The organism is Pseudoalteromonas sp. ASV78 (assembly GCF_047806705.1).
Taxonomy (GTDB): Bacteria; Pseudomonadota; Gammaproteobacteria; order Enterobacterales; family Alteromonadaceae; genus Pseudoalteromonas; species Pseudoalteromonas prydzensis_A.
This window is the reverse complement of record NZ_JBLOPA010000001.1, coordinates 2,632,231-2,657,527: the sequence shown is the minus strand read 5'-3', so window position 1 is coordinate 2,657,527 and position 25,297 is coordinate 2,632,231. Positions and strand designations below refer to the sequence as shown.

Here is a 25,297-nt window from a genome sequence, read left to right as displayed (position 1 = left end):
GGTGATTATATAATCACCGGCCTTTTTGCGCTATAGAGCGATGTATTCCTATCGCGCAAATAAAATCTGATTTTCTCTTTACTTTCAACGCTTTATAGTTTGCTAGTGTTAAAGTGAGAGTCTATTAGAACAACAATTAAATGTTGTACAATCTTGGCTTAGATGCCAGTTAAGTCTGTTCTTACAAGAACAGGTCGGGTCAAAGATCAGCAAGCTGAGGAACCCCATGGCTTACTCTTATTCTGAAAAGAAACGTATCCGTAAGGATTTTGGTAAACGTCCACAAGTTTTGGATATACCTTTCTTACTGTCAACGCAGTTAGAATCGTTTAAAAAATTCTTAGTGCCGGACGCTGATGGCGATCATGGTTTGGAAGCTGCCTTCCGTTCTGTGTTTCCAATCAAAAGCTACTCGGGAAATTCTGAGCTTCAATACGTAAGTTATCGTATTGGTGAGCCAGTTTTCGATGTAAAAGAATGTCAAATTCGCGGTGTGACTTATTCTGCTCCACTTCGCGTAAAACTACGCCTTGTGGTGATGGACAAAGAAGCGCCAGGCACAGTTAAAGACATTAAAGAGCAAGAAGTTTACATGGGCGAAATTCCGCTCATGACCGATACCGGTACTTTTGTAATCAATGGTACAGAGCGTGTTATCGTTTCTCAGCTACACCGTAGCCCTGGTGTATTCTTTGATAACGACCGCGGTAAAACTCACTCATCGGGTAAAGTGCTTTATAACGCACGTGTTATCCCATACCGTGGTTCATGGTTAGATTTTGAGTTTGATGCAAAAGATAACTTATATGTACGTATTGACCGTCGTCGTAAATTACCGGCGTCAATCATGTTGCGTGCACTTGAGTACACGACAGAAGAGATCTTAAACATCTTCTTCGAAACCACTGCGTTTGAAGTAACTGACGGTAAAGTTCTTATGGAACTTGTGCCATCACGTTTACGTGGTGAAACCGCTGCCTTTGATATAAAAAGTGAAGACGGTGAAGTGTTCGTTGAGTCTGGCCGTCGTGTAACAGCGCGTCATATCAAGAGCATTGAGAAAAAAGGCATTAGCCATTTAGAAGTACCACATGAGTATATTATTGGCCGTGTAATTGCTAAAAACTACGTTGATGAGTCAACGGGTGAAGTGATTGCCAACGCGAATGATGAATTAACTTTAGAGTTAATGGCTGAATTGGTTAAAGCAGGTCACACTAAAATTGATACTCTATATATCAATGAAGTGGACAGCGGTGCATATATTTCTGATACCTTACGTATCGATTCAAGCACTAACCGCTTAGAAGCACTAGTAGAAATTTATCGCATGATGCGCCCAGGCGAGCCACCGACGAAAGACGCGGCTGAAGCCTTATTTGAGAACTTGTTCTTCTCTGAAGAACGTTATGACTTATCTACTGTAGGTCGTATGAAGTTCAATAGCCGTGTTGGTTATGACACTGACACAGGCCCAGGCACATTAAGCAAAGAAGACATCGTGTCTGTTATGAAAGTATTAATTTCTATTCGTAACGGCCAAGGCGATGTTGATGATATCGACCACTTAGGCAACCGTCGTATTCGTAGTGTTGGCGAAATGGCTGAGAATCAGTTCCGTGTAGGTTTAGTACGTGTAGAGCGTGCGGTACGTGAGCGTTTAAGCTTAGGTGACCTAGATGCGATCATGCCACAAGATCTTATTAACGCTAAGCCGATTTCGGCAGCGGTTAAAGAGTTCTTCGGCTCGTCTCAGTTATCACAGTTCATGGACCAAAATAACCCGCTATCAGAAGTAACGCATAAACGTCGTATTTCTGCATTAGGGCCGGGCGGTCTAACCCGTGAACGCGCTGGCTTTGAAGTACGTGACGTTCACGTAACTCACTATGGTCGCGTATGTCCAATCGAGACGCCTGAGGGTCCAAACATCGGTCTAATTAACTCATTGTCTACGTACGCACGTACCAATGACTATGGTTTCTTAGAAACACCTTACCGCAAAGTGGTAGACGGTGTTGTAACTGATGAAGTTGATTACTTATCAGCCATTGAAGAAGGTCAGTTTGTTATCGCACAGGCGAACTCAAACTTAACCGAAAGCAATGAGTTTGTTGATGAACTTATTCCATGTCGTCACAAAGGTGAATCTACCTTTATGGGTCGCATGGATCAGCAATATATGGATGTATCACCACAACAGGTGATCTCTGTAGCGGCAGCACTTATCCCGTTCCTAGAACACGATGATGCTAACCGTGCATTGATGGGTTCAAACATGCAACGTCAAGCAGTACCAACATTGAAAGCGGACAAACCGTTAGTAGGTACTGGTATTGAGTTAACACTAGCGAAAGATTCTGGTGTAACGATTGTTGCGAAACGTGGTGGTGAAGTAATGTATGCTGACGCAAGTCGCATCGTTGTTAATGTACATGAAGAAGAACGCATCCCTGGTGAAGCGGGCATCGACATCTACAACTTAACCAAATACACACGTTCTAACCAAAATACCTGTATTAACCAAAAACCGACTTGTATGGTTGGTGAACCGGTTACTCGTGGTGACGTGTTAGCAGATGGTCCTTCGACTGACTTAGGTGACTTAGCCCTTGGTCAAAACCTGCGCGTGGCATTCATGCCATGGAACGGTTATAACTTCGAGGATTCAATCCTACTATCAGAGCGCGTAGTTGAAGAAGATCGTCTAACCACTATCCACATTCAAGAACTACAGTGTGTTGCCCGTGATACTAAGTTAGGTCCTGAAGAGATCACTGCAGATATCCCGAATGTGGGTGAATCTGCGCTAGGCAAGCTTGATGAATCAGGCGTTGTTTATATCGGTGCTGAAGTTAAAGGCGGCGATATCCTAGTAGGTAAAGTGACTCCGAAAGGCGAAACGCAATTAACACCAGAAGAGAAGCTACTACGAGCTATCTTTGGTGAGAAAGCGTCTGACGTTAAAGACAGCTCATTACGTGTACCAAACTCTGTAACTGGTACTGTAATTGACGTGCAAGTCTTCACCCGCGATGGTGTTGAAAAAGACAAGCGCGCGCTAGAAGTTGAAGAAATGCAACTTCGTGATGCGAAAAAAGACTTTAATGAAGAATTCCGTATTCTTGAAGCAGGCGTGTTAGATCGTGCTCGTAAGTTACTTATCGCAGCCGGTCAAGATGAAGATAGATTAGCGTCATTGAATGCTGAGAAGTTACTTACGCAAAGCCTTGCTGAAGAAGACAAGCAAGCTGAACTTGAGCAACTAGCAGCCCAGTACGATGAGCTAAAAGCTGAATACGATAAAAAGTTTGAAAACAAACGTCGTAAAATTACCCAAGGTGATGACTTAGCACCGGGCGTACTTAAGATTGTTAAAGTATACCTAGCTGTTAAACGTCGTATCCAACCGGGTGATAAAATGGCGGGTCGTCACGGTAACAAAGGTGTTATCTCGACTATCGTACCAGTAGAAGATATGCCATACGATGATAAAGGTCGTACCGTTGATATCGTACTTAACCCGTTGGGTGTACCATCACGGATGAACATCGGTCAGATCCTTGAAACACATATGGGTCTAGCTGCTCGTGGTATTGGTGAGCGTATTGAAGAAATGATGAAAGAGCAACGTGAGCTGCATGAGCTACGCGCCTTCATCAAGCAAGCATACGAAATTGGTGAATCTCGCCAGTTTGTAGACATTGCTAGCTTCACAGATGACGAAATACGTCGTTTGGCTGAAAACTTAAAAGGTGGTTTACCAATCGCTACTCCGGCATTTGATGGCGCGAAAGAAAGCGAAATCAAAGACATGCTTGAGCTAGGTGGCTACCCTCGTAGTGGTCAGGTTACACTTTATGATGGCCGTACTGGCGATCAGTTTGAACGTCAAGTAACCGTAGGTTACATGTACATGCTGAAACTGAATCACTTAGTTGATGACAAGATGCATGCGCGTTCAACTGGTTCTTACAGCCTTGTTACTCAGCAGCCGCTGGGTGGTAAAGCACAGTTCGGTGGCCAGCGTTTTGGTGAGATGGAAGTATGGGCACTTGAAGCTTACGGTGCTGCTTACACGCTACAAGAAATGCTAACAGTGAAATCGGATGACGTGAACGGTCGTACTAAGATGTATAAAAACATCGTTGATGGTAACCATAAAATGGAACCAGGTATGCCAGAATCGTTCAACGTATTGTTGAAAGAAATCCGCTCACTGGGTATCAACATCGAGTTGGAAGAAAATTAAGCCAATTAGGTGCTGTAGCTAGCTACAGCACCTGTTACGGCCGAATAGAATGTAGGGACGAAATCATCCGTCCTCAAGATTAACTCCGACAGGAGAGCTAAGGTGAAAGACTTACTTAAGTTTCTGAAGCAACAAAATAAGACCGAAGAATTCGATGCAATTCGCATTGGTCTTGCTTCACCAGACATGGTTCGTTCATGGTCATACGGTGAAGTAAAGAAACCTGAGACTATTAACTACCGTACTTTCAAGCCTGAGCGCGATGGCTTATTCTGTGCCCGTATTTTCGGTCCAGTGAAAGATTATGAATGCTTATGTGGTAAATATAAGCGTCTTAAACACCGTGGTGTGATCTGTGAAAAGTGTGGCGTTGAAGTAACACTCACTAAAGTGCGTCGCGATCGTATGGGTCACATCGACCTTGCGAGCCCAGTTGCACATATATGGTTTTTAAAATCATTACCGTCACGTATCGGCTTAATGCTGGATATGACGCTTCGTGATATTGAACGTGTTCTATACTTCGAGTCATTCGTAGTAACTGAGCCTGGCATGACAACGCTTGAGCGTAGTCAGCTATTAGGTGAAGAAGAATACCTAGATGCACTAGAAGAGCACGGTGATGAGTTTGAAGCGAAGATGGGGGCTGAAGCAGTATTAGACTTGCTTCGTGAACTCGATCTTGCGCAATTAATTGCTGAAATGCGTGAAGAGTTACCAACAATTAACTCTGAAACTAAACGCAAGAAGATCACTAAACGTCTTAAATTAATGGAATCGTTCCACCAATCAGGTAATAACCCTGAGTGGATGATCATGACAGTACTGCCAGTATTGCCACCTGATCTACGTCCATTAGTACCACTAGATGGTGGCCGTTTTGCGACTTCTGATCTAAATGACCTTTACCGTCGTGTTATTAACCGTAATAACCGTCTTAAACGTCTACTAGATTTAGCTGCACCGGATATTATCGTACGCAACGAAAAACGTATGTTACAAGAAGCGGTTGATGCGCTACTTGATAACGGTCGTCGTGGTCGTGCAATTACAGGTTCTAACAAGCGTCCGCTGAAATCTCTTGCTGATATGATCAAGGGTAAGCAAGGTCGTTTCCGTCAGAACTTACTTGGTAAGCGTGTAGATTATTCAGGCCGTTCTGTAATCACAGTTGGTCCTACACTTAAGCTTCACCAATGTGGTCTTCCTAAGAAGATGGCACTTGAGCTATTCAAACCATTTATCTATGGCAAACTAGAGCGTCGCGGCATGGCTACGACAATCAAAGCTGCTAAGAAAATGGTAGAGCGTGAAGTTCCGGAAGTATGGGATGTATTAGACGAAGTAATTCGTGAACATCCAGTATTACTTAACCGTGCACCAACACTTCACCGTTTGGGTATCCAAGCGTTTGAACCTGTGCTTATCGAAGGTAAAGCAATCCATTTGCATCCATTAGTATGTGCGGCTTACAACGCCGACTTCGATGGTGACCAAATGGCGGTACACGTACCGCTAACGATTGAAGCACAGCTTGAAGCGCGTGCATTGATGATGTCAACAAACAACATCCTATCTCCTGCGAATGGTGAGCCAATCATCGTTCCATCACAGGACGTTGTATTGGGTCTATATTATATGACTCGTGACCGCATCAACGCGAAAGGCGAAGGCGCGATCTTAAAAGATCCAAAAGAAGCAGAAAAAGCATACCGCAGCGGTAATGCAGACCTTCACGCTCGCGTGAAAGTACGTATTAGCGAATCAGTTAAAAACGAAAACGGTGTAGTAGAAGACACTGTAACTGTGATCGATACAACTGTTGGCCGTGCAATTTTGTCGCTTATTTTACCAAAAGGCATGCCGTTTTCGTCAATTAACCAAGCCTTAGGTAAAAAGCAGATTTCTAGCTTATTAAACGAGTGTTACCGTCGTCTTGGTCTTAAAGATACCGTTATCTTTGCTGACCAAGTTATGTACACTGGTTTCCATTACGCAATGAAGTCTGGTGTTTCTATCGGTATCGATGACTTAGTTATCCCACCGGTTAAAGCACAGATCATTGAAGCTGCTGAAGCTGAAGTTACTGAAATCAACCAACAATTCCAATCAGGTTTGGTAACGGCTGGTGAAAAGTACAATAAAGTTATCGATATCTGGTCACGGGTAAATGAAAACTTATCACGTGAGATGATGGCCAACTTGTCAAAAGACACGGTTATCAATGCTAAAGGTGAAGAAGAAGAGCAACCGTCATTTAACTCAGTGTTTATGATGGCCGACTCGGGTGCTCGTGGTAGTGCCGCTCAGATCCGTCAGCTAGCAGGTATGCGTGGTCTAATGGCACGTCCAGATGGTTCAATCATCGAGACGCCAATCACCGCTAACTTCCGTGAAGGTCTAAACGTACTTCAGTACTTCATCTCAACGCATGGTGCGCGTAAAGGTCTTGCCGATACAGCACTGAAAACAGCGAACTCGGGTTACCTAACGCGTCGTCTAGTAGACGTTGCACAAGATTTGGTAATCAACGAAGACGATTGTGGCACAGAAGATGGCTTAACAATGAAACCGCTTATTGAAGGTGGTGACGTTGTAGAAGCACTTCGCGAACGTGTATTAGGTCGTGTTGTTGCGGAAGATATTGTAATTCCAGGTACTAATACAGTACTGGTAGAACGTAATATCATGCTTGATGAAAAACTGTGTGATCTGTTAGAAGAGCATTCAGTTGACGAAGTTCGCGTACGTTCAGTTATCACTTGTGATAACGACTTTGGTGTATGTGCAAACTGTTATGGTCGTGACCTAGCACGTGGTCATATCATCAATGCTGGTGAATCAGTAGGTGTTATCGCGGCGCAGTCAATCGGTGAGCCGGGTACACAGCTTACGATGCGTACTTTCCACATCGGTGGTGCGGCATCAAGAGCGTCTGCAGAAAACAATGTACAAGTTAAAACTAACGGTACATTAAAACTGCATAACTCTAAGTATGTATTAAACACTGACGGTAAGATTGTTATTACTTCACGTTCAACGGAAATTACTATCATCGATAGTTATGGTCGTGAGAAAGAACGTTATAAAGTACCTTACGGTGCGGTATTAACAGTGCAAGATAATGCTGAAGTTCAAGGTAACGACATTGTTGCTACTTGGGACCCGCATAGTCACCCAATCGTTCTTGAGCATAAGTCAAAAGTATCGTTCAGCGATATCGATGACTCAAATACTGAAGCACAGACTGACGAACTAACTGGTTTAACCCGTGTAGTTGTTAAAGATCTTGCTAAGATAAATGCCAAAGAGCCAAAGCTTATCATCGAAAGTGAAGAGCGCGGTCTGCAAGAAACACGTCTTCCTTCATTCACTACGATTGAAGTAACAGACGGTGTAACGGCAAACCCAGGTGACGTGCTAGCACGTATTCCGCAGGAAGGTTCGAAAACTCGTGATATCACGGGTGGTCTACCACGCGTAGCCGACTTATTCGAAGCGCGTAAACCGAAAGAACCAGCTATCTTAGCTGAAGTAACCGGTACGATTAGCTTTGGTAAAGAGACTAAAGGCAAGAAACGTTTAGTTATTACGCCAGCTGAAGGCGATCATTACGAAGAAATGATCCCGAAATGGCGTCAACTTAACGTGTTTGAAGGTGAGCAAGTGTCTAAAGGTGAAGTTATTGCCGATGGTCCTGAATCACCACATGACATCTTACGCCTACGTGGTGTGACTCATGTTGCTAACTACATCGTTAACGAAGTGCAAGAGGTTTACCGTTTGCAAGGCGTTAAGATCAATGACAAGCACATTGAAACAATTATCCGTCAAATGATCCGTAAGTGTACGATCACTGACGGCGGCCATAGTGAATTCTTAGTCGGTGAGCAAATTGAAGTGGCACGCGTTAATATCGCAAACCGCGACCTTGAAGCTCAAGGCAAGTTACCTGCTAAATTTGAAATCCAGTTAATGGGTATCACCAAAGCATCACTAGCCACAGAATCTTTCATCTCGGCAGCATCATTCCAGGAGACAACACGTGTCCTAACTGAAGCCGCTGTAAATGGTAAGAGCGATGAACTTCGCGGTCTGAAAGAAAACGTAATCGTGGGTCGTTTGATCCCAGCCGGTACCGGTTTTGCGTATCATCAGGATCGTATGGCTCGTCGTAAGCAGAGCAAAGTAGTTGTTGAAGAGCAAACAGTAAGTGCGGAAGAGGCAACTCAAGCACTCACAGATGCTTTAAACGCGGATTTATCTGGAAATCAATAAACTGAACTTAATCAATAGATTATGTTTTTGCAAGGCAGTTATCTACTGCCTTGCTGACGGTTTAGGTTGACAGCTCAATCTTTGCTCATTAAAATTCCGCCACCCATTTACCAGTGCGTATAATACGGGCTAGTAAATAAAGGGCGGATTTTTTTATTTTTTCAGTAGTAATTTTAATTTCAGGAGCTATTTAAATGGCAACTATTAACCAGCTAGTGCGTAAGCCACGTCGTAGCAAGGTTACGAAAAGTAACTCAGCTGCGCTTAAAGCGTGTCCGCAAAAGCGCGGCGTATGTACTCGCGTATATACAACTACACCTAAGAAACCAAACTCGGCGTTACGTAAAGTAGCTCGTGTACGTTTAACTAACGGTTTCGAAGTAACTTCATACATTGGTGGTGAAGGTCATAACCTTCAAGAGCATAGTGTAATCCTAATCCGTGGTGGTCGTGTTAAAGATTTACCAGGTGTGCGTTTTCACACTGTTCGTGGTGCACTTGACTGTGCAGGCGTTAGCGACCGTCGTCAAGCTCGCTCGAAATACGGTGCAAAACGCCCTAAAGGCTAATTGTTTTCCGTTAGTAAGGCCAAGCACTAAATATTTTTAATTATTGTTTTGGGTGATTGTTCCAAAAGGACAAACCTGAATAAACCGGAGATACAAAATGCCTAGAAGACGCGTAATAGGTCAACGTAAAATTCTTCCAGATCCTAAGTTCGGATCGGAACTTCTTGCAAAATTCGTTAACATCGTGATGTTAGACGGCAAGAAATCTACTGCTGAAAAAATCGTTTACGGTGCGCTAGATGTGGCTGCTGAGAAATCAGGCAAATCGCACCTTGAAATCTTTGAAACTGCACTTGAAAACATCCGCCCACAGGTAGAGGTTAAATCTCGCCGTGTTGGTGGTTCAACGTATCAAGTACCAGTAGAAGTACGTCCAGTACGTCGCAACGCATTAGGTATGCGTTGGTTAGTAGACGCTGCACGTAAGCGTGGCGAGAAATCTATGGGCTTACGTTTAGCTCAAGAACTTGTAGACGCTGCTGATAACAAAGGCACTGCGGTTAAGAAACGTGAAGACGTTCACCGTATGGCTGAAGCGAATAAAGCATTCGCACATTACCGTTGGTAATCTGTCCTTAACCTTTAAGAGGATTTTATGGCACGTACAACTCCACTTGAGCGCTACCGTAATATCGGTATTGTTGCTCACGTAGATGCAGGCAAAACCACCACAACAGAACGTGTTCTGTTCTACACCGGTCTTTCACATAAGATCGGTGAAGTACATGATGGCGCCGCAACTATGGATTGGATGGAGCAGGAACAAGAGCGTGGTATCACAATCACTTCTGCTGCAACAACGTGTTTCTGGAAAGGGATGGACGCGCAATTTGACGCTCATCGTATCAATATTATTGATACACCAGGACACGTCGATTTCACTATCGAAGTAGAACGTTCTTTACGAGTACTTGATGGTGCGGTAGTTGTGCTTTGTGCTTCATCGGGTGTACAGCCGCAAACTGAGACAGTTTGGCGTCAAGCGAACAAATACGAAGTTCCGAGAATGATCTTCGTAAATAAAATGGATCGCACGGGCGCTGACTTCTTAACGGTTGTAGGCCAGGTGAAATCTCGTCTTGGAGCAACACCTGTTCCAATTCAGTTGCCTGTTGGCGCTGAAGACGATTTTAAAGGTGTTATTGACCTCATAAAAATGAAAATGATTAACTGGAATGATGAAGACCAGGGCATGACTTTCACTTATGAGGCAATACCGGCAGAACTTCAGGATTTAGCTGAGCAATGGCGCTCGAACTTAGTTGAAAGCGCAGCTGAAGCATCTGAAGAACTAATGGATAAGTATTTGGAAGGTGAAGACCTGAGTGAAGCAGAAATAAAAAATGCTTTACGTCAGCGTACATTAGCGAACGAAATCGTCCCAGTGACTTGTGGTAGTGCATTTAAAAATAAAGGCGTTCAAGCTGTGCTTGATGGCGTTATTGAATATATGCCTGCACCAACACAAGTGAAACAAATTCAAGGTATCCTTGAAGATGGCACTGAGGAAGAACGTCCTGCTGATGACAACGCACCGTTTGCTGCACTCGCTTTTAAGATTGCAACAGACCCGTTCGTTGGTACTTTAACTTTCTTCCGTGTTTACTCTGGTACTGTTAAACAGGGTGATGCGGTTTACAACCCAGTAAAAAGTAAGCGTGAGCGTCTTGGCCGTATCGTTCAGATGCATTCAAACTCACGTGAAGAGATCAAAGAAGTCCACGCAGGCGATATTGCAGCGGCTATTGGTCTCAAAGACGTAACAACAGGTGAAACACTGTGTGATCCGAATTCTATTATTACGCTTGAGCGTATGGAATTCCCTGAACCAGTAATCTCTGTTGCGGTTGAGCCTCGCACAATCGCTGACCAAGATAAGATGGGGATCGCGCTGGGTAAACTAGCGGCTGAAGATCCATCTTTTCGTGTACAAACTGACGAAGAATCAGGCCAGACTATTATTTCTGGTATGGGTGAACTTCACCTTGATATCATTGTCGATCGTATGAAACGTGAATTCAGTGTTGAATGTAACGTTGGTAAGCCGCAGGTTTCTTACCGTGAAGCTATTCGTTCAACGGTTAAAGTTGAAGGTAAATTCATACGTCAATCAGGTGGACGTGGTCAATATGGTCATGTCTGGCTTAAACTTGAACCGATGGATATTTCGGATGATGAAGCACCAATTTATGAGTTCGTTAACGAAACCGTAGGTGGTTCAGTACCGAAAGAATACATCCCTGCAGTAGATAAAGGCATCCAAGAGCAAATGGCTCAAGGTGTGTTGGCAGGCTACCCATTACTTGGCGTGAAAGCGACTTTATATGATGGTTCATTCCATGATGTAGATTCGAATGAAATGGCATTTAAAATAGCAGGTTCAATGGCAATGAAAAAGGGTGCGCTTGAAGCAAACCCAGTACTTTTAGAGCCAATGATGAAGGTTGAAGTACTCACTCCTGAAGCAAACATGGGTGATGTAGTTGGTGACTTAAACCGTCGCCGCGGTATGATCGAAGGCATGGAAGAAGCGCTAGGCGGACTTAAATTAATTAACGCTCAGGTTCCGCTTTCTGAAATGTTTGGTTATGCTACTGATCTACGATCTGCAACTCAGGGTCGTGCCTCATACTCTATGGAGTTTTTGAAGTACGCTGAAGCCTCGAAACATGTTGCAGATACAATAATTACAGCTCGCGCTGTTAAGTAATTTTTTAGCTCGGTTTGGTCCGCAGTGGACTGAACCTTTAATTTCTTTATAGGAATTTTTTAAGATGGCAAAAGCAAAGTTTGAACGCGTAAAACCGCACGTAAACGTAGGTACAATCGGCCACGTTGACCACGGTAAAACAACCCTAACTGCAGCAATCACTAACGTACTTGCAAAAGTATACGGCGGTGTTGCTAAAGATTTCGCATCAATCGATAACGCTCCAGAAGAGCGCGAGCGTGGTATCACAATCTCAACTTCACACGTTGAGTACGATACGCCAACTCGTCACTACGCACACGTAGATTGTCCTGGACACGCCGATTATGTTAAAAACATGATCACTGGTGCTGCTCAAATGGACGGCGCTATCCTAGTTGTTGCTGCGACTGACGGCCCTATGCCACAAACGCGTGAGCACATCCTTCTTTCTCGTCAAGTTGGCGTTCCTTACATCATCGTATTCATGAACAAATGTGACATGGTTGATGACGAAGAGCTACTTGAACTAGTAGAAATGGAAGTTCGTGAACTTCTTTCTGAGTACGATTTCCCAGGTGATGACTTACCACTAATCGCTGGTTCTGCGCTTAAAGCGTTAGAAGGCGAGAAAGAGTGGGAAGACAAGATCATTGAACTTGCTGACGCACTTGATTCTTACATCCCAGAGCCAGAGCGTGACATCGATAAGCCATTCATCATGCCTATCGAAGACGTTTTCTCAATCCAAGGTCGTGGTACTGTTGTAACTGGTCGTGTTGAAGCTGGTATCATCCGCATCAATGACGAAGTAGAAATTGTTGGTATCCATGATACAACTAAATCTACTTGTACTGGTGTTGAAATGTTCCGTAAACTACTTGACGAAGGTCGTGCTGGTGAGAACATTGGTGCACTTCTACGTGGTACTAAGCGTGAAGACGTTGAACGTGGTCAAGTACTAGCTAAGCCTGGTTCAATCAACCCACATACAACATTCACTTCAGAAGTATACGTACTTTCGAAAGATGAAGGTGGTCGTCATACTCCATTCTTCAAAGGTTACCGTCCACAGTTCTACTTCCGTACAACTGACGTAACTGGTGACGTACAGTTACCAGAAGGCGTAGAAATGGTAATGCCTGGTGATAACGTTAAGATGACAGTAACGCTAATCGCGCCAATCGCGATGGACGAAGGTCTTCGTTTCGCTATCCGTGAAGGTGGTCGTACTGTAGGTGCTGGTGTTGTTGCAACTATCGTTGAGTAATCAACAGTTGTAATGCATTAAGCATTAAAAAAACCCGAGCTTAGTCTCGGGTTTTTTAATGCCTGCGATTTGAGCTGTAAGTTTGAAGCCATAAGTCTTAAGCGTTAAGTTTTAAGCTGCCCGAGTACTTTTTAAGTGTTGACATAATAATTTGCAACACTCAAATTTTTTGGCTTACCGCTTACCGCTTACCGCTTACCGCTTACCGCTTACCGCTTACCGCTTACCGCTTACCGCTTACCGCTTACCGCTTACCGCTTACCGCTTACCGCTTACCGCTTACCGCTTACCGTAACGTTATGATATAACAAATAAAAACAATGTAACTTTTAATTTTTATGTAACACAAAGTCACTTTTTCAGTAACAAATCCCGCCTAGTATAAACGCTCTGATTATTACTAACTTTCTTGACCATAACGTATCAATGGAACTTAAAAATGAAAATTAATAAAATTGCGTCTGCAATTGGTTTAACACTGGCGTTGTCGGCGGGTGCTAATGCAGGTGTGCTACCAGATAATCAAATGAAAAGTGATTGGTATAGCGCTGCACAAAGCAAAATAACCGCTAAACAGGCAATGGCTAATACCGCACCAGCAACAAAAGCAAAAAACGTGATTTTATTTGTCGGCGACGGTATGGGTGTATCAACGTTAACAGCCGCACGTATTCTTGCCGGTCAGCAACAAGGCGCTTTAGGTGAAGAAGGCTTTTTGAGTTTTGAAGAGTTTCCATACTCCGCGCAAATAAAAACGTATAACGTGGACGCGCAAACGCCTGATTCGGCTGGCACCATGACAGCAATGGCATCGGGTGTTAAAACCGATGTCGGTGTGGTTGGTGTTAACGAAAGTATCGAACGTGGTAATTGCAGCACAGTTGCAGGGAATGAGTTGATCACCACCACTGAACTGGCGGAAATTAAAGGCTTAGCAACGGGTATTATTTCTACCGCACGGATCACCCATGCAACACCCGCTGCGACTTATGCAAAGTCGGCAGATCGTAATTGGGAAGATGTCTCAGATATGCCTGAAGCTGCGGTTGCCGCAGGATGTGAAGATATCGCCTCACAGTTAGTTAATTTTGAAAAGAATTTAGAAGCGCGTTTTGCCGGTGTAGATGTTGATGGTCTAGAAGTGGTGATGGGCGGTGGTCGTCGTCATTTCTTACCAAAAGACGCGGCATTTAATTCTGCTGATGCAGTGAGTGGTGTTGAGGGTGACCGCACCGATGAACGCGATTTAACAGCACAATGGCAGCAAATGTACAGTGATGGTAAATACATTACTGATCAGGCGGGCTTTGACGCAATAAATGGCGATACTAAACGCGTATTTGCATTATTTAATGAATCGCACATGCAATATGAAGCGGACCGCAGCAATGATATTGCAGGTGAACCTTCGTTGACTGAAATGACTACGAAAGCCATTGATATCCTGAAGAATAATGAAAAAGGGTTTTTCTTAACGGTTGAATCGGGTCGTATCGATCACGCCCACCATGCGGGTAATGCTTACAACGCACTCAATGAAACCATTGAATTTGCCAATGCAGTTAAAGCCGCTGTAGAAAATACCGATCCAAACGAAACGCTGATTTTAGTTACAGCCGATCACAGCCATGTATTTACCATTGCTGGTTACCCAAAACGCGGTAATCCAATTTTAGGACAAGTTGTGGCAGTAGGCCGCGATACACCAACACTTGCAGCTGATGGCATGCCTTATACCACGGTAGGCTATGCAAATGGCTTGGGCTTTAGAGACTTAGGTGATGAAACCGATGCTGATGCAGCATATTTAACTGCTGCCGTTGCTGGGCGTGTTGAATTAAGCGGTGTTGACACCCTAACACCAGGCTTTCATCAAGAAGCGACAGTCCCACTTAGCTCGGAAACTCATGCCGGTGAAGATATTTCACTACATGCTAAAGGTCCTGGAGCACAGTTGGCACAAGGCGTTGTGGAACAACATGTGATTTTCCACATTATCAATCAAGCGCTCGAACTAATAGAAGAATAATGGTGATCATAATGAAAAAATTAAATTTAATCTCTCTTGCCGTGGTTGTTGCCTTGGCGGGTTGCTCTGATGATGACGATAAAATTGAGTCACTGAGTGTGGAAAATACCATTGCAGTTGGCTCTGAGCAATGTATCAATGGTGGCATTGAAACCCAAACGGGTGAAGACAGTAATCAAAATGGTGAGCTTGATGCGGATGAAGTAACAGCAACGTCTGTAGTATGTAACGACCCGGCAACGTCATTAAATGCTCAGCAGTTAGCACCGCTTACGACCAATACTTGGTTTAAAGAAGCGCAAACCAAGTTAGCTACTAGCCAAGATAATATCGCTAATATTGTTAAAGAGTCTGGCAAAGCGAAAAATGTCATTCTGTTTGTTGGTGATGGCATGGGCATTTCAACCGTTACAGCAGCGCGCATTCTAGCTGGACAGCTTGAAGGAAAGCTCGGCGAAGAGCATCAGTTAAGCTTTGAAACACTGCCGTTTTCTGGTTTTGCTAAAACTTACAATGTTGATGCACAAACCCCTGACTCAGCCGGCACCATGACTGCTATGGCATCGGGTGTAAAAACAGACGTAGGTGTTATTGGTATTGGTGAAGCCGTGGTTAATGGCAATTGTTTATCGGGCAAAGGCCATGAACTGATCACTGCGCTTGAACTGGCTGAAATTGCAGGTAAATCAACTGGGATTATCTCAACAGCACGTATTACCCATGCAACGCCAGCGGCAACTTATGCAAAATCGGCGAGCCGTAACTGGGAAGATATTTCTGATATGCCAGAGTCTGAGGCTGCAAATTGTGAAGATATCGCCTCGCAACTGGTTAATTTTGAAAAGAACTTAGAAGCACGTTTTGCTGGAGTAGACGTTGATGGTATCGAAGTGGTAATGGGCGGTGGTCGCCGTCACTTCTTACCTAAAGATGCAGCATTTAACTCTGCTGATGCGGTGAGTAGTGTGGAAGGGGATCGTACTGATGGTCGCGACCTAACTGCAGAATGGCAGGCTCAATATCCAACTGGTCAATATGTGATGGACCAAGCGAGTTTTGATGCGATTGATGTGATTAATACTAAGCAAGTATTTGGTTTGTTTAATGAATCCCATATGCAGTATGAAGCTGACCGTAGCAATGATATTGCTGGCGAGCCATCTTTATCACAGATGACAGCAACAGCATTAGACGTACTAGATAATAACGACAAAGGCTTCTTCTTAACAGTTGAAGCTGGGCGTATTGACCATGCTCACCATGCGGGCAATGCCTATAACGCGTTAAACGATACGATTGAACTGTCAAAAGCGGTGCAAGTGGCGCTGGATAAAACCAGTATCGAAGATACATTAATTATTGTAACTGCCGATCATAGCCATGTATTTACCATTGCTGGTTACCCTAAACGCGGTAATCCAATTTTAGGTAAAGTGGTGGCTGTTGGCGAAACTGAGCCAAGCCTTGCTGCCGATAACATGCCATACACCACAGTTGGTTATACGAATGGTGGTGGTTTTAGAGATTTAGGTGAAGAAACAGATGCTGAAGCAGGCTACAACTTTGCCCCAGTAACGGGTCGTGTTGATTTGACTGATGTTGACACGCAAAGCCCTGGTTTCCACCAAGAAGCGTTAGTGCCTCTTTCATCTGAAACCCATGCTGGTGAAGATGTTGGTGTTTATGCCCGTGGTCCTGGTGCGCACTTAGTCACGGGTACTAACGAGCAGAGCTTTATTTTTCATGTGATGGATTATGCTGCTGATTTAGTAAAGCAAGCCGAGCAAAAAGTGGCTAACTAAGCAATGATAGCGAAATACGCTTAACAAAAAGAGCAACTCACATTTGAGTTGCTCTTTGTCATTAATTTGCCAAACAAACACTTTACAGTGATCTACCGTATTACATCGGAAAGAGAATTTAATGAAAAAAATCATCTTATCTTTAGTGTTAATAAGTCCACTGGCCAGTGCTGCACAGTGCGCGCTTGATAACCAATATGTACAAGCAAACTATCAGGTTAGTAAGCAAGCAGCACCCAATATGCTCGCACAGACTGAGCAATTTACCTTGTGGCGAACACCGCATCAGGTTGCCGAACAAGGCCGTGAGTTAGTCGAAATGTGGCAGCAATTGAGTAATCAGCAAATTCGGCCAATTCGTTATTTTCAAACGCAGCAGCGTGGTATTGAATATCAGCCAAGCGAAGTGCAAGGTCAGCAAGATTGGAGTACTAAATATCAGTTAGTGAGTGATGATTTTATTGCGAAAATGACTCTCAAAAGTGAGCAGGGCGAAGGGTGTGAGCAACTGCAAAATTATCAATTAGTGCAAGGTGATACTAAGATTGAGCTTGCATGGTTGGTCAATAAAAAGCTGGTAAGCTCAATGCGTATTAGCAAACCACAGGTAACACAAACATTAACCTTGGCTACTGTGCGTTTTGATAAAGCAGCTGTGTTGCAACAATTTGCCAGCTGGGATAGCTATCAAACCACCGATTACGCAGATATAGGTGATAATGAAGGCGACCCATTCTTAGCTAAAATGATCAACTTGGGCTTTATTGAACACGGTGCATCGGGTTTTTATGACGCCAGCGGTAAAGCGCTAGGCGGTGGCCATAGTCATTAAAAAGAGCGCTTAAGCGCTCTTTTTAAGTATTAACCTGTTGTTAGAAGCCGAAACGCCAATTTATACTAGCAACGCGCCCCGTGCCTGCAAAGTAACGGGTGGCGGCTGGGTTAGTTTGGCCATAATAAGTGATATAAAACTTATCGGTTAAGTTATCAATCCCTAAGCTAAATGCGCCGTATTGTTGTGTTTGATAGTTAACTGATAAATCAACCGTAGTGTAACCGGTAAATTCACCACCGGTGTTGTAGTCGCGGTCAAATAGCTTATTGACTTGTAAGCGACTGTCGATGTTATTGAGCCACTGTTGCTGCCAAAATAAGTTAAGGCGTGTTGGTGAGATATTGCTGCCGCCTAAATCACTTTCTACAATGTTATCGCCATCACCATCATATTGACCTTGGGTATCCGCATAATTGGCACCAAAGCTAGTATCGTCATTGAGGAAGTATTGTAAGCTTGCCTCTACTCCTGATATTTCAGTACGCTCACGTTGTACACTGTAAATACCATCGGCATCTGCTTGTAAACGTGAACCTAAATCAGAGTCTGATTCAAAATAACTGGCTTTAAAACTAATTAAATCATTGTTGTATTCAAGGCCTACTTCACGGTTGTCTGAAATCACTGGTTCAAGGTTTAAAAAGCTCTCAACTGATAAACCCGGTTGGTTAATACCACGCAGCACTCGCCCCACATCAGCCATGCTAAAGCCTTCGCTGTAGCTGGCATAGACGCGTAAATCGCTCGTTACTTGATAAACAACCCCAAGGTTGCCCAGCAATTCGTTAAAGCTTGGCTCGCCACCTTCAACAAAGGTACTGCCGTAAGCTGCGAGGGTGGTGAAATCAGCAACTTTTAACTTACCGTATTCGTAGCGCGCGCCCACGTTGAAGGTCCAATCTTCAAGGCCATCAAAGCGTAACTGTGCAAAAGGAGCTGCATTATCAAATTTAGTTTCTGGAACCCAGTTACGGCCAGTTTGCGCCAGTTCTTGATAGGTTTCATCGCTTAATAAATCAAGCCCGGTAACTAAATCAAAATCACTGCCAGCAAGGTTATTTTTCGCATAGGTTAAGCGGCTTCCGAATTTTTGTGATTTGTTTTGCGATTGATCAAAAATATCATCGCCATAAGCAGGATCTTGGAATGTCGCAAAGTTACCACCGCCGTACATGGCAGCAAAATCCTGCATAAATACTTGCAGTGATAAACTACCGCCAGCGATATTGTTATGTACATAGTCAACAGTGGCAGTAGTAACACGGTTACGCGGCGCTTCTCCTTCGATATCACCTTTTTCAGCGCCAGTCGGGATCCTGTTTGTTACATCACCATTGGTTGCTAAATAGTCGCCATTCCCTTCAATTTTGTAATGGTTAAGCATCACTTGTAGGCTTTGTTCACTGTCTAATTGGTACTTGGCTTTAAAGAACAAATCTAGGCTGGTTGAGTCTTGGGTATCACCTTGAGCGCCATCGAGACCGACTAAATCGCCATTGCCATCACGGTACATACCAGTGCTGCGTGCTGACACGCCCGCTACTATGCTTAAATCGTCTTGCTCTTGGCTAAATAAGTAGCTGGCTTTATAGCTTTGGCTATCGCTACCACCGGTTGTTGGCGCGCTAAATCCGGCCGTTACTTGATGATTATCATCTCCAGGGGTTTTGGTAATGATATTGATAATACCGCCACTGGCGCCCATGCCTTGAATTGCATTGGCACCGCTGATCACTTCAATGCGCTCGATCATCGCAGGGTCAATGGTATTGCCATCACGAGAGCCATTGCGTAGCGGGTTTGATTGTGGCACACCATCAATCATATAAAGTGGTTCACGGCCGCGTAGCGTTTCACCTGCACTGGTCATTTTTTGCCTGCTTGGTGAAAAACTCGGTAATAAGTTACCAAGGATCTGCGACAGATCTTGCGTATGTGCTAATTGCTTTGCAATGTCTGCTGCGCTGATCACGTTAATTGTCGCAGGTACTGTACTTACAGGGGCAGTGCTACGAGTGGTTGATACTGTGATCTGTTCAATATCAGTTTGAGTATTAGCCAGTGCTGCTAAAGGAGTCAGTAAAAACGGTAAATAATATTTCATGGGCACGATGTAATCACTATTTATGATGGTAGTAAAAATTATTCGTATTTATACATTTATTTAATACCATTATCAATATTTTCAACTCGAATCGTGTTTCACTGTTGTGATTAATTGAATGAAGCCTTGTGTTACCAGGATCAGTAACGGCTGATGCTACAAATAAAATTGGCTAAAATGGCTTTCCTCCTTTAACTTTAATAAATGTATTTTTTAAGGAGAATGAACCATGAACGAAACAAAAACAAATCATCCCCATGGGGTTTTCTGTTGGTCAGAGTTATGCACATCAGATTGGAAAAATGGTAAAGCTTTTTACACTAAACTCTTTGCTTGGGGGGCGGATGATCAACCGCTTGGTGATGATCTTTATTACACTATGTTGCAAAAGCAAGGTGATGATATTGCTGCCATGTATCAAATGCCAAACGAACAAAAAAACGCAGCGACGCCGAGCCATTGGTTAGCTTATATTGCGGTAGATAATATTGATGAAGTGGCTGCAAAAGCCAAACAATTAGGTGCTGAGATTATCGCAGGGCCGCATGATGTAATGGACGCGGGTCGCATGCTGTTACTCAATGAACCAGGTGGTGCATTATTTGCTTTATGGCAAGGCAATCAACATAAAGGATGTAAACGCTTAAGTGAGTTAAATACCCCGTATTGGCATGAGCTGGCAACGCGCAATAGTGCAAAAAGTCGAGAATTTTATTGCCAGTTACTGGGTTGGCAAAGCGTTGAAAAGCCAATGGAAGGTATGAACTACACGCTATTCACAGTCGCCGATCAACCGGTTGCAGGGATGCTTGAAATGACGGATGAATGGCCTGCTGATATTCCTGCTCACTGGATGATTTATTTTGCCGTTGATAATTGTGATAACTATGCCACAACGGCCCAGCAACTTGGCGGTGAAATTTGTGTACCACCAACCGATGTTCCTGAAGTGGGTCGTTTTAGTGTGATCACCGATCCACAAGGTGCGGTATTTTCAATTATGACCTCCGCTATGAATGACGTGAAATACAGCTAGTTACGGTTAATTAAATTGACTGAAAAAGCACTTCGGTGCTTTTTTTATTTTTCTTTGCCCCAAACTCTCAGTTATTGATTGTATATAAAATGGGAGCAAAAGTATGACAAAGCACGTGGTAATTACAGGCGCAAACCGCGGTATCGGCCTTAATTTATGTCGGCAATATTTAGCAAAGGGCTATCATGTCACAGCCGTGGTACGTACCCCAAGCACCGAGCTGAAAGAATTAGCGGTCACCGTGATCAGTAATATCGATGTTGCAAATGGCGCAGACATTGCGGCTCTTGAAAACCAGTTACATGGTCATAAGATTGACCTGCTGATCAACAATGCCGGTATTTTCCATAATGAAAGTATGGCAGAGATGGATTTTGACACCATCAATCAACAAATTGCAGTAAATGCTGTGGCACCAATTCGGGTTACCCATGCCTTACTGCATTGCCTTGGGGTCGATGCGAAAGTCGCCATGATCAGCAGTCGCTTAGGGTCGATTACAGACAATGACTCAGGTGGTTATATTGGTTATCGCATGTCAAAGGCTGCGCTTAACGCGGCATCAGTCTGTTTAGCTCATGAATTAAAAAGTAAAAAAATTGCTGTTGGTTTATTTCATCCGGGTTTTGTGCAAACGCAAATGGTTAATTTTGCAGGAGATATCTCAGCAGAGGAGTCTGCACAGTGCTTAACACAGCGTATCGACGAGCTAAATCTCAGTAATAGCGGTGGTTTTTGGCATGCAAATGGTGAAACCCTACCTTGGTAGGTTTACCAAAATGCACAACTATATTTCATCAGTTGGCCATGAACACGTGGCTAACTGTTGATAACTTTCAGTAATTTTTGATCTCATTGTTTGCTATAATCGCTCTATTCAAAGCCTGAACAGTCGTATTTAGAGAGCAGCACATGGAATTAGAGCAAGATAGCAGTTTAACCCTTCCGTTATTTCTTTTTGATGAGAACTTAAATGAGCGAGATTTAGAGACCCCAGATCTTTTGTTAAGCGTACTTTTAGATGACGACTTACTTACCCAGCTTTGTCAAAATCCAGCACAGGATAGCAGTATTGCTATTACCATTTCAGATTATATTGTCGAAGCCCATAACCCGGCGTTTGCAGACTTAGTAACTGATGCACATCATGCACAGTTGACTCTGACCCATGGGCCATTGTTAAGTGCGGTGCTCGATACACTGTCAGAACAAACATTTGTGTCACCGCAAATGGATATGATGCCGACCTTTGATCTGGGTGATGAGGACGAATAAAGCGATGAAAAAGTCTTTTTTGCTGAGTGTATTTATTATTGTGCTCAGCGGCTGCGCTTACTTAGGCGCTGCCCATTACAATCAACTTTTTGGGCCAGAACAAACACAGCAACGCATTGTTGAGCATACTACTGGTAGCGGTGCCGAGTTTTTACAGCATGTGCAACCGGTGCTAGAAAGCCGCTGTGTTGTGTGCCATGGTTGTTACGATGCACCATGCCAACTAAAACTGTCATCGCCAGAGGGGATCGACCGCGGCCTAAGCAAAGAGCTCGTGTATGACGGCACTCGTTTGTTAGCTTCAACACCAAGCAGGTTACTTTTTGATGCTACGCAAACCAGTCAGTGGCGCGAAAAGGGCTTTACCCCAGTGCTGAATGAGCGAGAGCAGTCGGAGCAAGCTAACCTAGCGGGCAGTGTTTTGTATAACAGCCTAGTACTGAAAATGAGTTCACCTTTACCTGAAGATGACATTCTTGATGATGAATTTGATTTTTCACTGGATCGCGAACAAAGCTGTACCAGCATGGGCGAGTTTGACCGCTTTGCAGATAGCCAACGGCATGCAGGTATGCCTTACGGATTACCCGGTATTTCACGGACTGAATTTAAGCACCTAGAAAAGTGGCTTAAAAGCGGTGGTAAAATGGCACATATTAAACCGCCAAGTAAAGCCGTAACAGCCCAAGCCCAGCGTTGGGAAAGCTTTTTAAATCAAGATGGTTTAAAGCACCAGCTAGCTGCACGCTATATATTTGAGCATTGGTATTTAGCGCATATTTATTTTGTCCAAGATGGCGAAAAAAGCTTCTTTAAGCTAGTGCGTTCAAGTACACCGCCAGGGCAAGATATAGCATTGGTCAATACACGTCGCCCGTACGATGACCCGAAAGTAGAGCGTGTGTACTACCGTTTGATGCACGATAGATCAACCATCTTGGCAAAAACACACCTACCACTTGCGCTGGACGACACAAAACTCGCGCGTTTATACAACCAGTTTATTGCACCGGATTACACGGTTGAAAAAATGCCGAGCTATACCGCTGAGGTGGCATCGAATCCGTTTAAAGCCTTTGCGGCAATTCCGACCAAATCTAAATATCAATTTATGCTTGATGAAGCCGAGTTGATTATTATGGGCTTTATTAAAGGGCCTGTATGTCGTGGTCAGATTGCGTTAAATGTTATTAATGATCATTTTTGGGTGGCGTTTGCTGATCCAGATAAAACAGCGACACCAGAAGTAGAGCAAATGCTGATGCAGCATGAAGATGCACTTGCATTGCCAGCGGCCGAAGAAAGTAATGCTTTACCAATTTCTAGCTGGGTAAAATATTCTAAGCGGCAAAGTACTTACCTAAAAGCGAAAGTAGACTTGGCGAATCATATGTTTGAAAACGGTGAGAACCTGACTACTGACGTGTTATGGCGTGGTGAAGGGGTGAATGATAGCGCCGCGCTGACTATATTTCGCCATTTTGATAGCGCAACAGTCGTTAAAGGGTTTATAGGCCAAGAGCCAAAAACCATGTGGGTATTAGACTACGCACTGTTTGAGCGTATACATTACCTGTTGGTGGCGGGCTTTGATGTGTATGGCAATATTGGTCATCAGCTAATTACGCGTTTATATATGGACTTTTTACGCCTAGAAGGTGAGCAAAACTTTTTAGCTTTATTGCCAAAACAACAGCGCCAAGAATTAAAAGCAAATTGGTATCGCAAATCACCAACCAGTCTTACTGAATTCTTTAAAAGTGGCGAAAGCTTTAGCCAACCAACAGGCGTGGAATACCAAACTCAAGATCAGCAACACGAGCTATATGGCTTAATTAAGCAAACTTTAAAGCCAGTACTTAGCCCGCGTTATGATTATACGCAGGTACCTGAGCCGTTACAGCAGCTAAATAACATGCCTGCCAAGGCCATTAATTTATTGCCACAAATCTCGTTTGTGTTAGTCAAAGATGGTGATAAAGAGCATCAAGCTTATACCTTGATCCACCATAATGCGCACTATAATATTTCCAGCTTATTAAACGAAGAAGGGCAGCGGGCTTATGCAGAAGATACCGTCACTATCGTGCCGGGCTTTATTGGTGATTACCCTGAGGCTATTTGGTATTTACACAACCCGCAACAGCTTGCATCATTTGCAGAGCAATTGCCTATGATGCAGATTGAGGCTGACTATAGAGCATTAAAAAGTCAATTTGCTATTCGTCGTACACATCCACAGTTTTGGCAATACAGTGATATTTTGCATCGCGTTGCACAGCAATACCGTGGTGTAGAATATGGCTTATTTGATTATAATCGTTTAGAGAATAGATAACGCAGCGAGCTGCGAGTCATGCGCTTTTTCAAGCTCGTTGCTCGCAGCCCTCAAAGCTCAATGCTTAACGTCATCATACTTTTACGGTTTGCACTCTAATCGCTAAAAATTTAGTGAGTTACTTTAATATCGCCTACGCCAACCTCGACGTTAATACGGTATTGGCCATCACCGCGGTAGTTACTGGTTGAACTAACCATTTTACGGCTATGTTTAGCATCATTTTTCATCCCTGTTATTTTTGTGTCGCCTACGCCACTATCAAGCGTGATCGTTTGATAGTCGGCTAATGCGCTGCTGATACGAACTGCGCCCACGCCCACGTCAATCGCCGCAGAGTTAGCAAACTTATTCACTTCAATATCGCCAACACCTAGTGCTAAATCTATCGCCATAGCCTCCGGCATACTTACTAACCAAGTTTGTTGAACATCATCCTCAGCAATCGACAGGCTCAACTTATCGCTGCTTTGTTGATGTTTTAAGGTGATCTCTTCAAGTGCGACATCATCACTAAAGAAACTATTATTTTTAGCTTTTAGTTCAATAGATACAGTGACCTGATTGCTTTTGTTAGTGCTCAGCTCTAGGCTGCCAACGGGCACGTCAATGGTTAGTTTTTGCTGCCCGCTGATGTCAAAGGTATGCTCAATTTTATGCTCTGCTTGGGCAAATGCGCTACAGGTTAATAAAACGCTGGCTAAGGTAGTTATGCTCGCTGTGTTCATGTTTTTTACTCGTTGTTGATGGTTTTATAGGTTAGACGTTGGCAGATTAAAAAAGGTTTAAACCGCGTGAATTTTATTCTATAGCCATACTA

The 25,297-nt window shown here is 43.7% G+C and carries 16 protein-coding genes; 14 read left to right on the top strand and 2 right to left on the bottom strand.

The genetic code is table 11. The annotated features are described in order from the left end of the window. Positions 1-226 precede the first annotated feature (226 nt). From rpoB to ACMVDV_RS11850, 10 genes are all read left to right on the top strand, one after another. Positions 227-4,252: a DNA-directed RNA polymerase subunit beta gene (gene rpoB / locus ACMVDV_RS11895; protein ID WP_416158267.1), complete on the top strand. Its 4,026-nt coding sequence runs from the start codon at positions 227-229 to the stop codon at positions 4,250-4,252. Positions 4,253-4,354: 102 nt separating this feature from the next. Further along, positions 4,355-8,530: a DNA-directed RNA polymerase subunit beta' gene (gene rpoC / locus ACMVDV_RS11890; RefSeq protein WP_416158266.1), complete on the top strand. Its 4,176-nt coding sequence runs from the start codon at positions 4,355-4,357 to the stop codon at positions 8,528-8,530. Positions 8,531-8,724: 194 nt separating this feature from the next. Continuing rightward, entirely contained in the window at positions 8,725-9,099 is a 375-nt protein-coding gene (gene rpsL / locus ACMVDV_RS11885; RefSeq protein WP_002958885.1) for a 30S ribosomal protein S12, read from the top strand. A gap of 97 nt (positions 9,100-9,196) precedes the next feature. Continuing rightward, entirely contained in the window at positions 9,197-9,667 is a 471-nt protein-coding gene (gene rpsG / locus ACMVDV_RS11880) for a 30S ribosomal protein S7 (RefSeq protein ID WP_016710546.1), read from the top strand. A 27-nt stretch (positions 9,668-9,694) separates the two neighbouring features. Then, complete coding sequence (gene fusA, locus ACMVDV_RS11875) at positions 9,695-11,809, top strand: elongation factor G (RefSeq protein WP_416158265.1); 2,115 nt, start codon at positions 9,695-9,697, stop codon at positions 11,807-11,809. A 64-nt stretch (positions 11,810-11,873) separates the two neighbouring features. After that, complete coding sequence (gene tuf / locus ACMVDV_RS11870; RefSeq protein WP_416158264.1) at positions 11,874-13,058, top strand: elongation factor Tu; 1,185 nt, start codon at positions 11,874-11,876, stop codon at positions 13,056-13,058. Positions 13,059-13,209: 151 nt separating this feature from the next. Then, complete coding sequence (locus ACMVDV_RS11865) at positions 13,210-13,353, top strand: hypothetical protein (protein WP_416158263.1); 144 nt, start codon at positions 13,210-13,212, stop codon at positions 13,351-13,353. Positions 13,354-13,497: 144 nt separating this feature from the next. Then, positions 13,498-15,087 carry an alkaline phosphatase gene (locus ACMVDV_RS11860; protein WP_416158262.1) on the top strand — a complete coding sequence of 530 codons (1,590 nt, stop codon included), beginning with the start codon at positions 13,498-13,500 and terminating at the stop codon, positions 15,085-15,087. Positions 15,088-15,098: 11 nt separating this feature from the next. Next, a complete protein-coding gene (locus ACMVDV_RS11855) occupies positions 15,099-16,889 on the top strand; it encodes an alkaline phosphatase (RefSeq protein ID WP_416158261.1) in 1,791 nt (596 codons plus the stop codon). A 121-nt stretch (positions 16,890-17,010) separates the two neighbouring features. Beyond that, positions 17,011-17,721, top strand: coding sequence for a hypothetical protein (locus ACMVDV_RS11850; RefSeq protein WP_416158260.1), 711 nt, complete (start codon positions 17,011-17,013; stop codon positions 17,719-17,721). 40 nt (positions 17,722-17,761) lie between these two features. On the opposite strand, the gene ACMVDV_RS11845 is transcribed toward ACMVDV_RS11850, so the two are convergent. After that, positions 17,762-19,828, bottom strand: a complete 2,067-nt coding sequence (locus ACMVDV_RS11845; protein ID WP_416158259.1) for a TonB-dependent receptor — start codon at positions 19,826-19,828, stop codon at positions 17,762-17,764. A gap of 229 nt (positions 19,829-20,057) precedes the next feature. Here ACMVDV_RS11845 and ACMVDV_RS11840 point away from each other — a divergent pair, with 229 nt between their 5' ends. The 4 genes from ACMVDV_RS11840 (at position 20,058) to ACMVDV_RS11825 (ending at position 24,477) form a co-directional block, all read left to right on the top strand. Next, positions 20,058-20,864: a VOC family protein gene (locus ACMVDV_RS11840; RefSeq protein WP_416158258.1), complete on the top strand. Its 807-nt coding sequence runs from the start codon at positions 20,058-20,060 to the stop codon at positions 20,862-20,864. 103 nt (positions 20,865-20,967) lie between these two features. Continuing rightward, complete coding sequence (locus ACMVDV_RS11835; RefSeq protein ID WP_416158257.1) at positions 20,968-21,633, top strand: SDR family oxidoreductase; 666 nt, start codon at positions 20,968-20,970, stop codon at positions 21,631-21,633. 143 nt (positions 21,634-21,776) lie between these two features. After that, a complete protein-coding gene (locus tag ACMVDV_RS11830; protein ID WP_416158256.1) occupies positions 21,777-22,139 on the top strand; it encodes a hypothetical protein in 363 nt (120 codons plus the stop codon). Between the two features lie 4 nt (positions 22,140-22,143). Next, the gene (locus tag ACMVDV_RS11825) at positions 22,144-24,477 is read left to right on the top strand and encodes a fatty acid cis/trans isomerase (RefSeq protein WP_416158255.1); all 2,334 of its coding nucleotides are present in this window, start codon (positions 22,144-22,146) and stop codon (positions 24,475-24,477) included. Between the two features lie 110 nt (positions 24,478-24,587). Here the strand turns inward: ACMVDV_RS11825 and ACMVDV_RS11820 are convergent, their stop codons facing one another. Further along, entirely contained in the window at positions 24,588-25,205 is a 618-nt protein-coding gene (locus ACMVDV_RS11820) for a hypothetical protein (protein ID WP_416158254.1), read from the bottom strand. Positions 25,206-25,297: the final 92 nt, after the last annotated feature.

Coding starts and splice junctions, on each gene's coding strand:
- rpsL (WP_002958885.1), top strand. CDS start 8,725: ATGGCAACTATTAACCAGCTAGTGCGTAAGCCACGTCGTAGCAAGGTT.
- ACMVDV_RS11845 (WP_416158259.1), bottom strand. CDS start 19,828: ATGAAATATTATTTACCGTTTTTACTGACTCCTTTAGCAGCACTGGCT.
- tuf (WP_416158264.1), top strand. CDS start 11,874: ATGGCAAAAGCAAAGTTTGAACGCGTAAAACCGCACGTAAACGTAGGT.
- ACMVDV_RS11860 (WP_416158262.1), top strand. CDS start 13,498: ATGAAAATTAATAAAATTGCGTCTGCAATTGGTTTAACACTGGCGTTG.
- ACMVDV_RS11850 (WP_416158260.1), top strand. CDS start 17,011: ATGAAAAAAATCATCTTATCTTTAGTGTTAATAAGTCCACTGGCCAGT.
- ACMVDV_RS11820 (WP_416158254.1), bottom strand. CDS start 25,205: ATGAACACAGCGAGCATAACTACCTTAGCCAGCGTTTTATTAACCTGT.
- ACMVDV_RS11825 (WP_416158255.1), top strand. CDS start 22,144: ATGAAAAAGTCTTTTTTGCTGAGTGTATTTATTATTGTGCTCAGCGGC.
- fusA (WP_416158265.1), top strand. CDS start 9,695: ATGGCACGTACAACTCCACTTGAGCGCTACCGTAATATCGGTATTGTT.
- ACMVDV_RS11840 (WP_416158258.1), top strand. CDS start 20,058: ATGAACGAAACAAAAACAAATCATCCCCATGGGGTTTTCTGTTGGTCA.
- rpsG (WP_016710546.1), top strand. CDS start 9,197: ATGCCTAGAAGACGCGTAATAGGTCAACGTAAAATTCTTCCAGATCCT.
- ACMVDV_RS11855 (WP_416158261.1), top strand. CDS start 15,099: ATGAAAAAATTAAATTTAATCTCTCTTGCCGTGGTTGTTGCCTTGGCG.
- rpoB (WP_416158267.1), top strand. CDS start 227: ATGGCTTACTCTTATTCTGAAAAGAAACGTATCCGTAAGGATTTTGGT.
- ACMVDV_RS11835 (WP_416158257.1), top strand. CDS start 20,968: ATGACAAAGCACGTGGTAATTACAGGCGCAAACCGCGGTATCGGCCTT.
- ACMVDV_RS11830 (WP_416158256.1), top strand. CDS start 21,777: ATGGAATTAGAGCAAGATAGCAGTTTAACCCTTCCGTTATTTCTTTTT.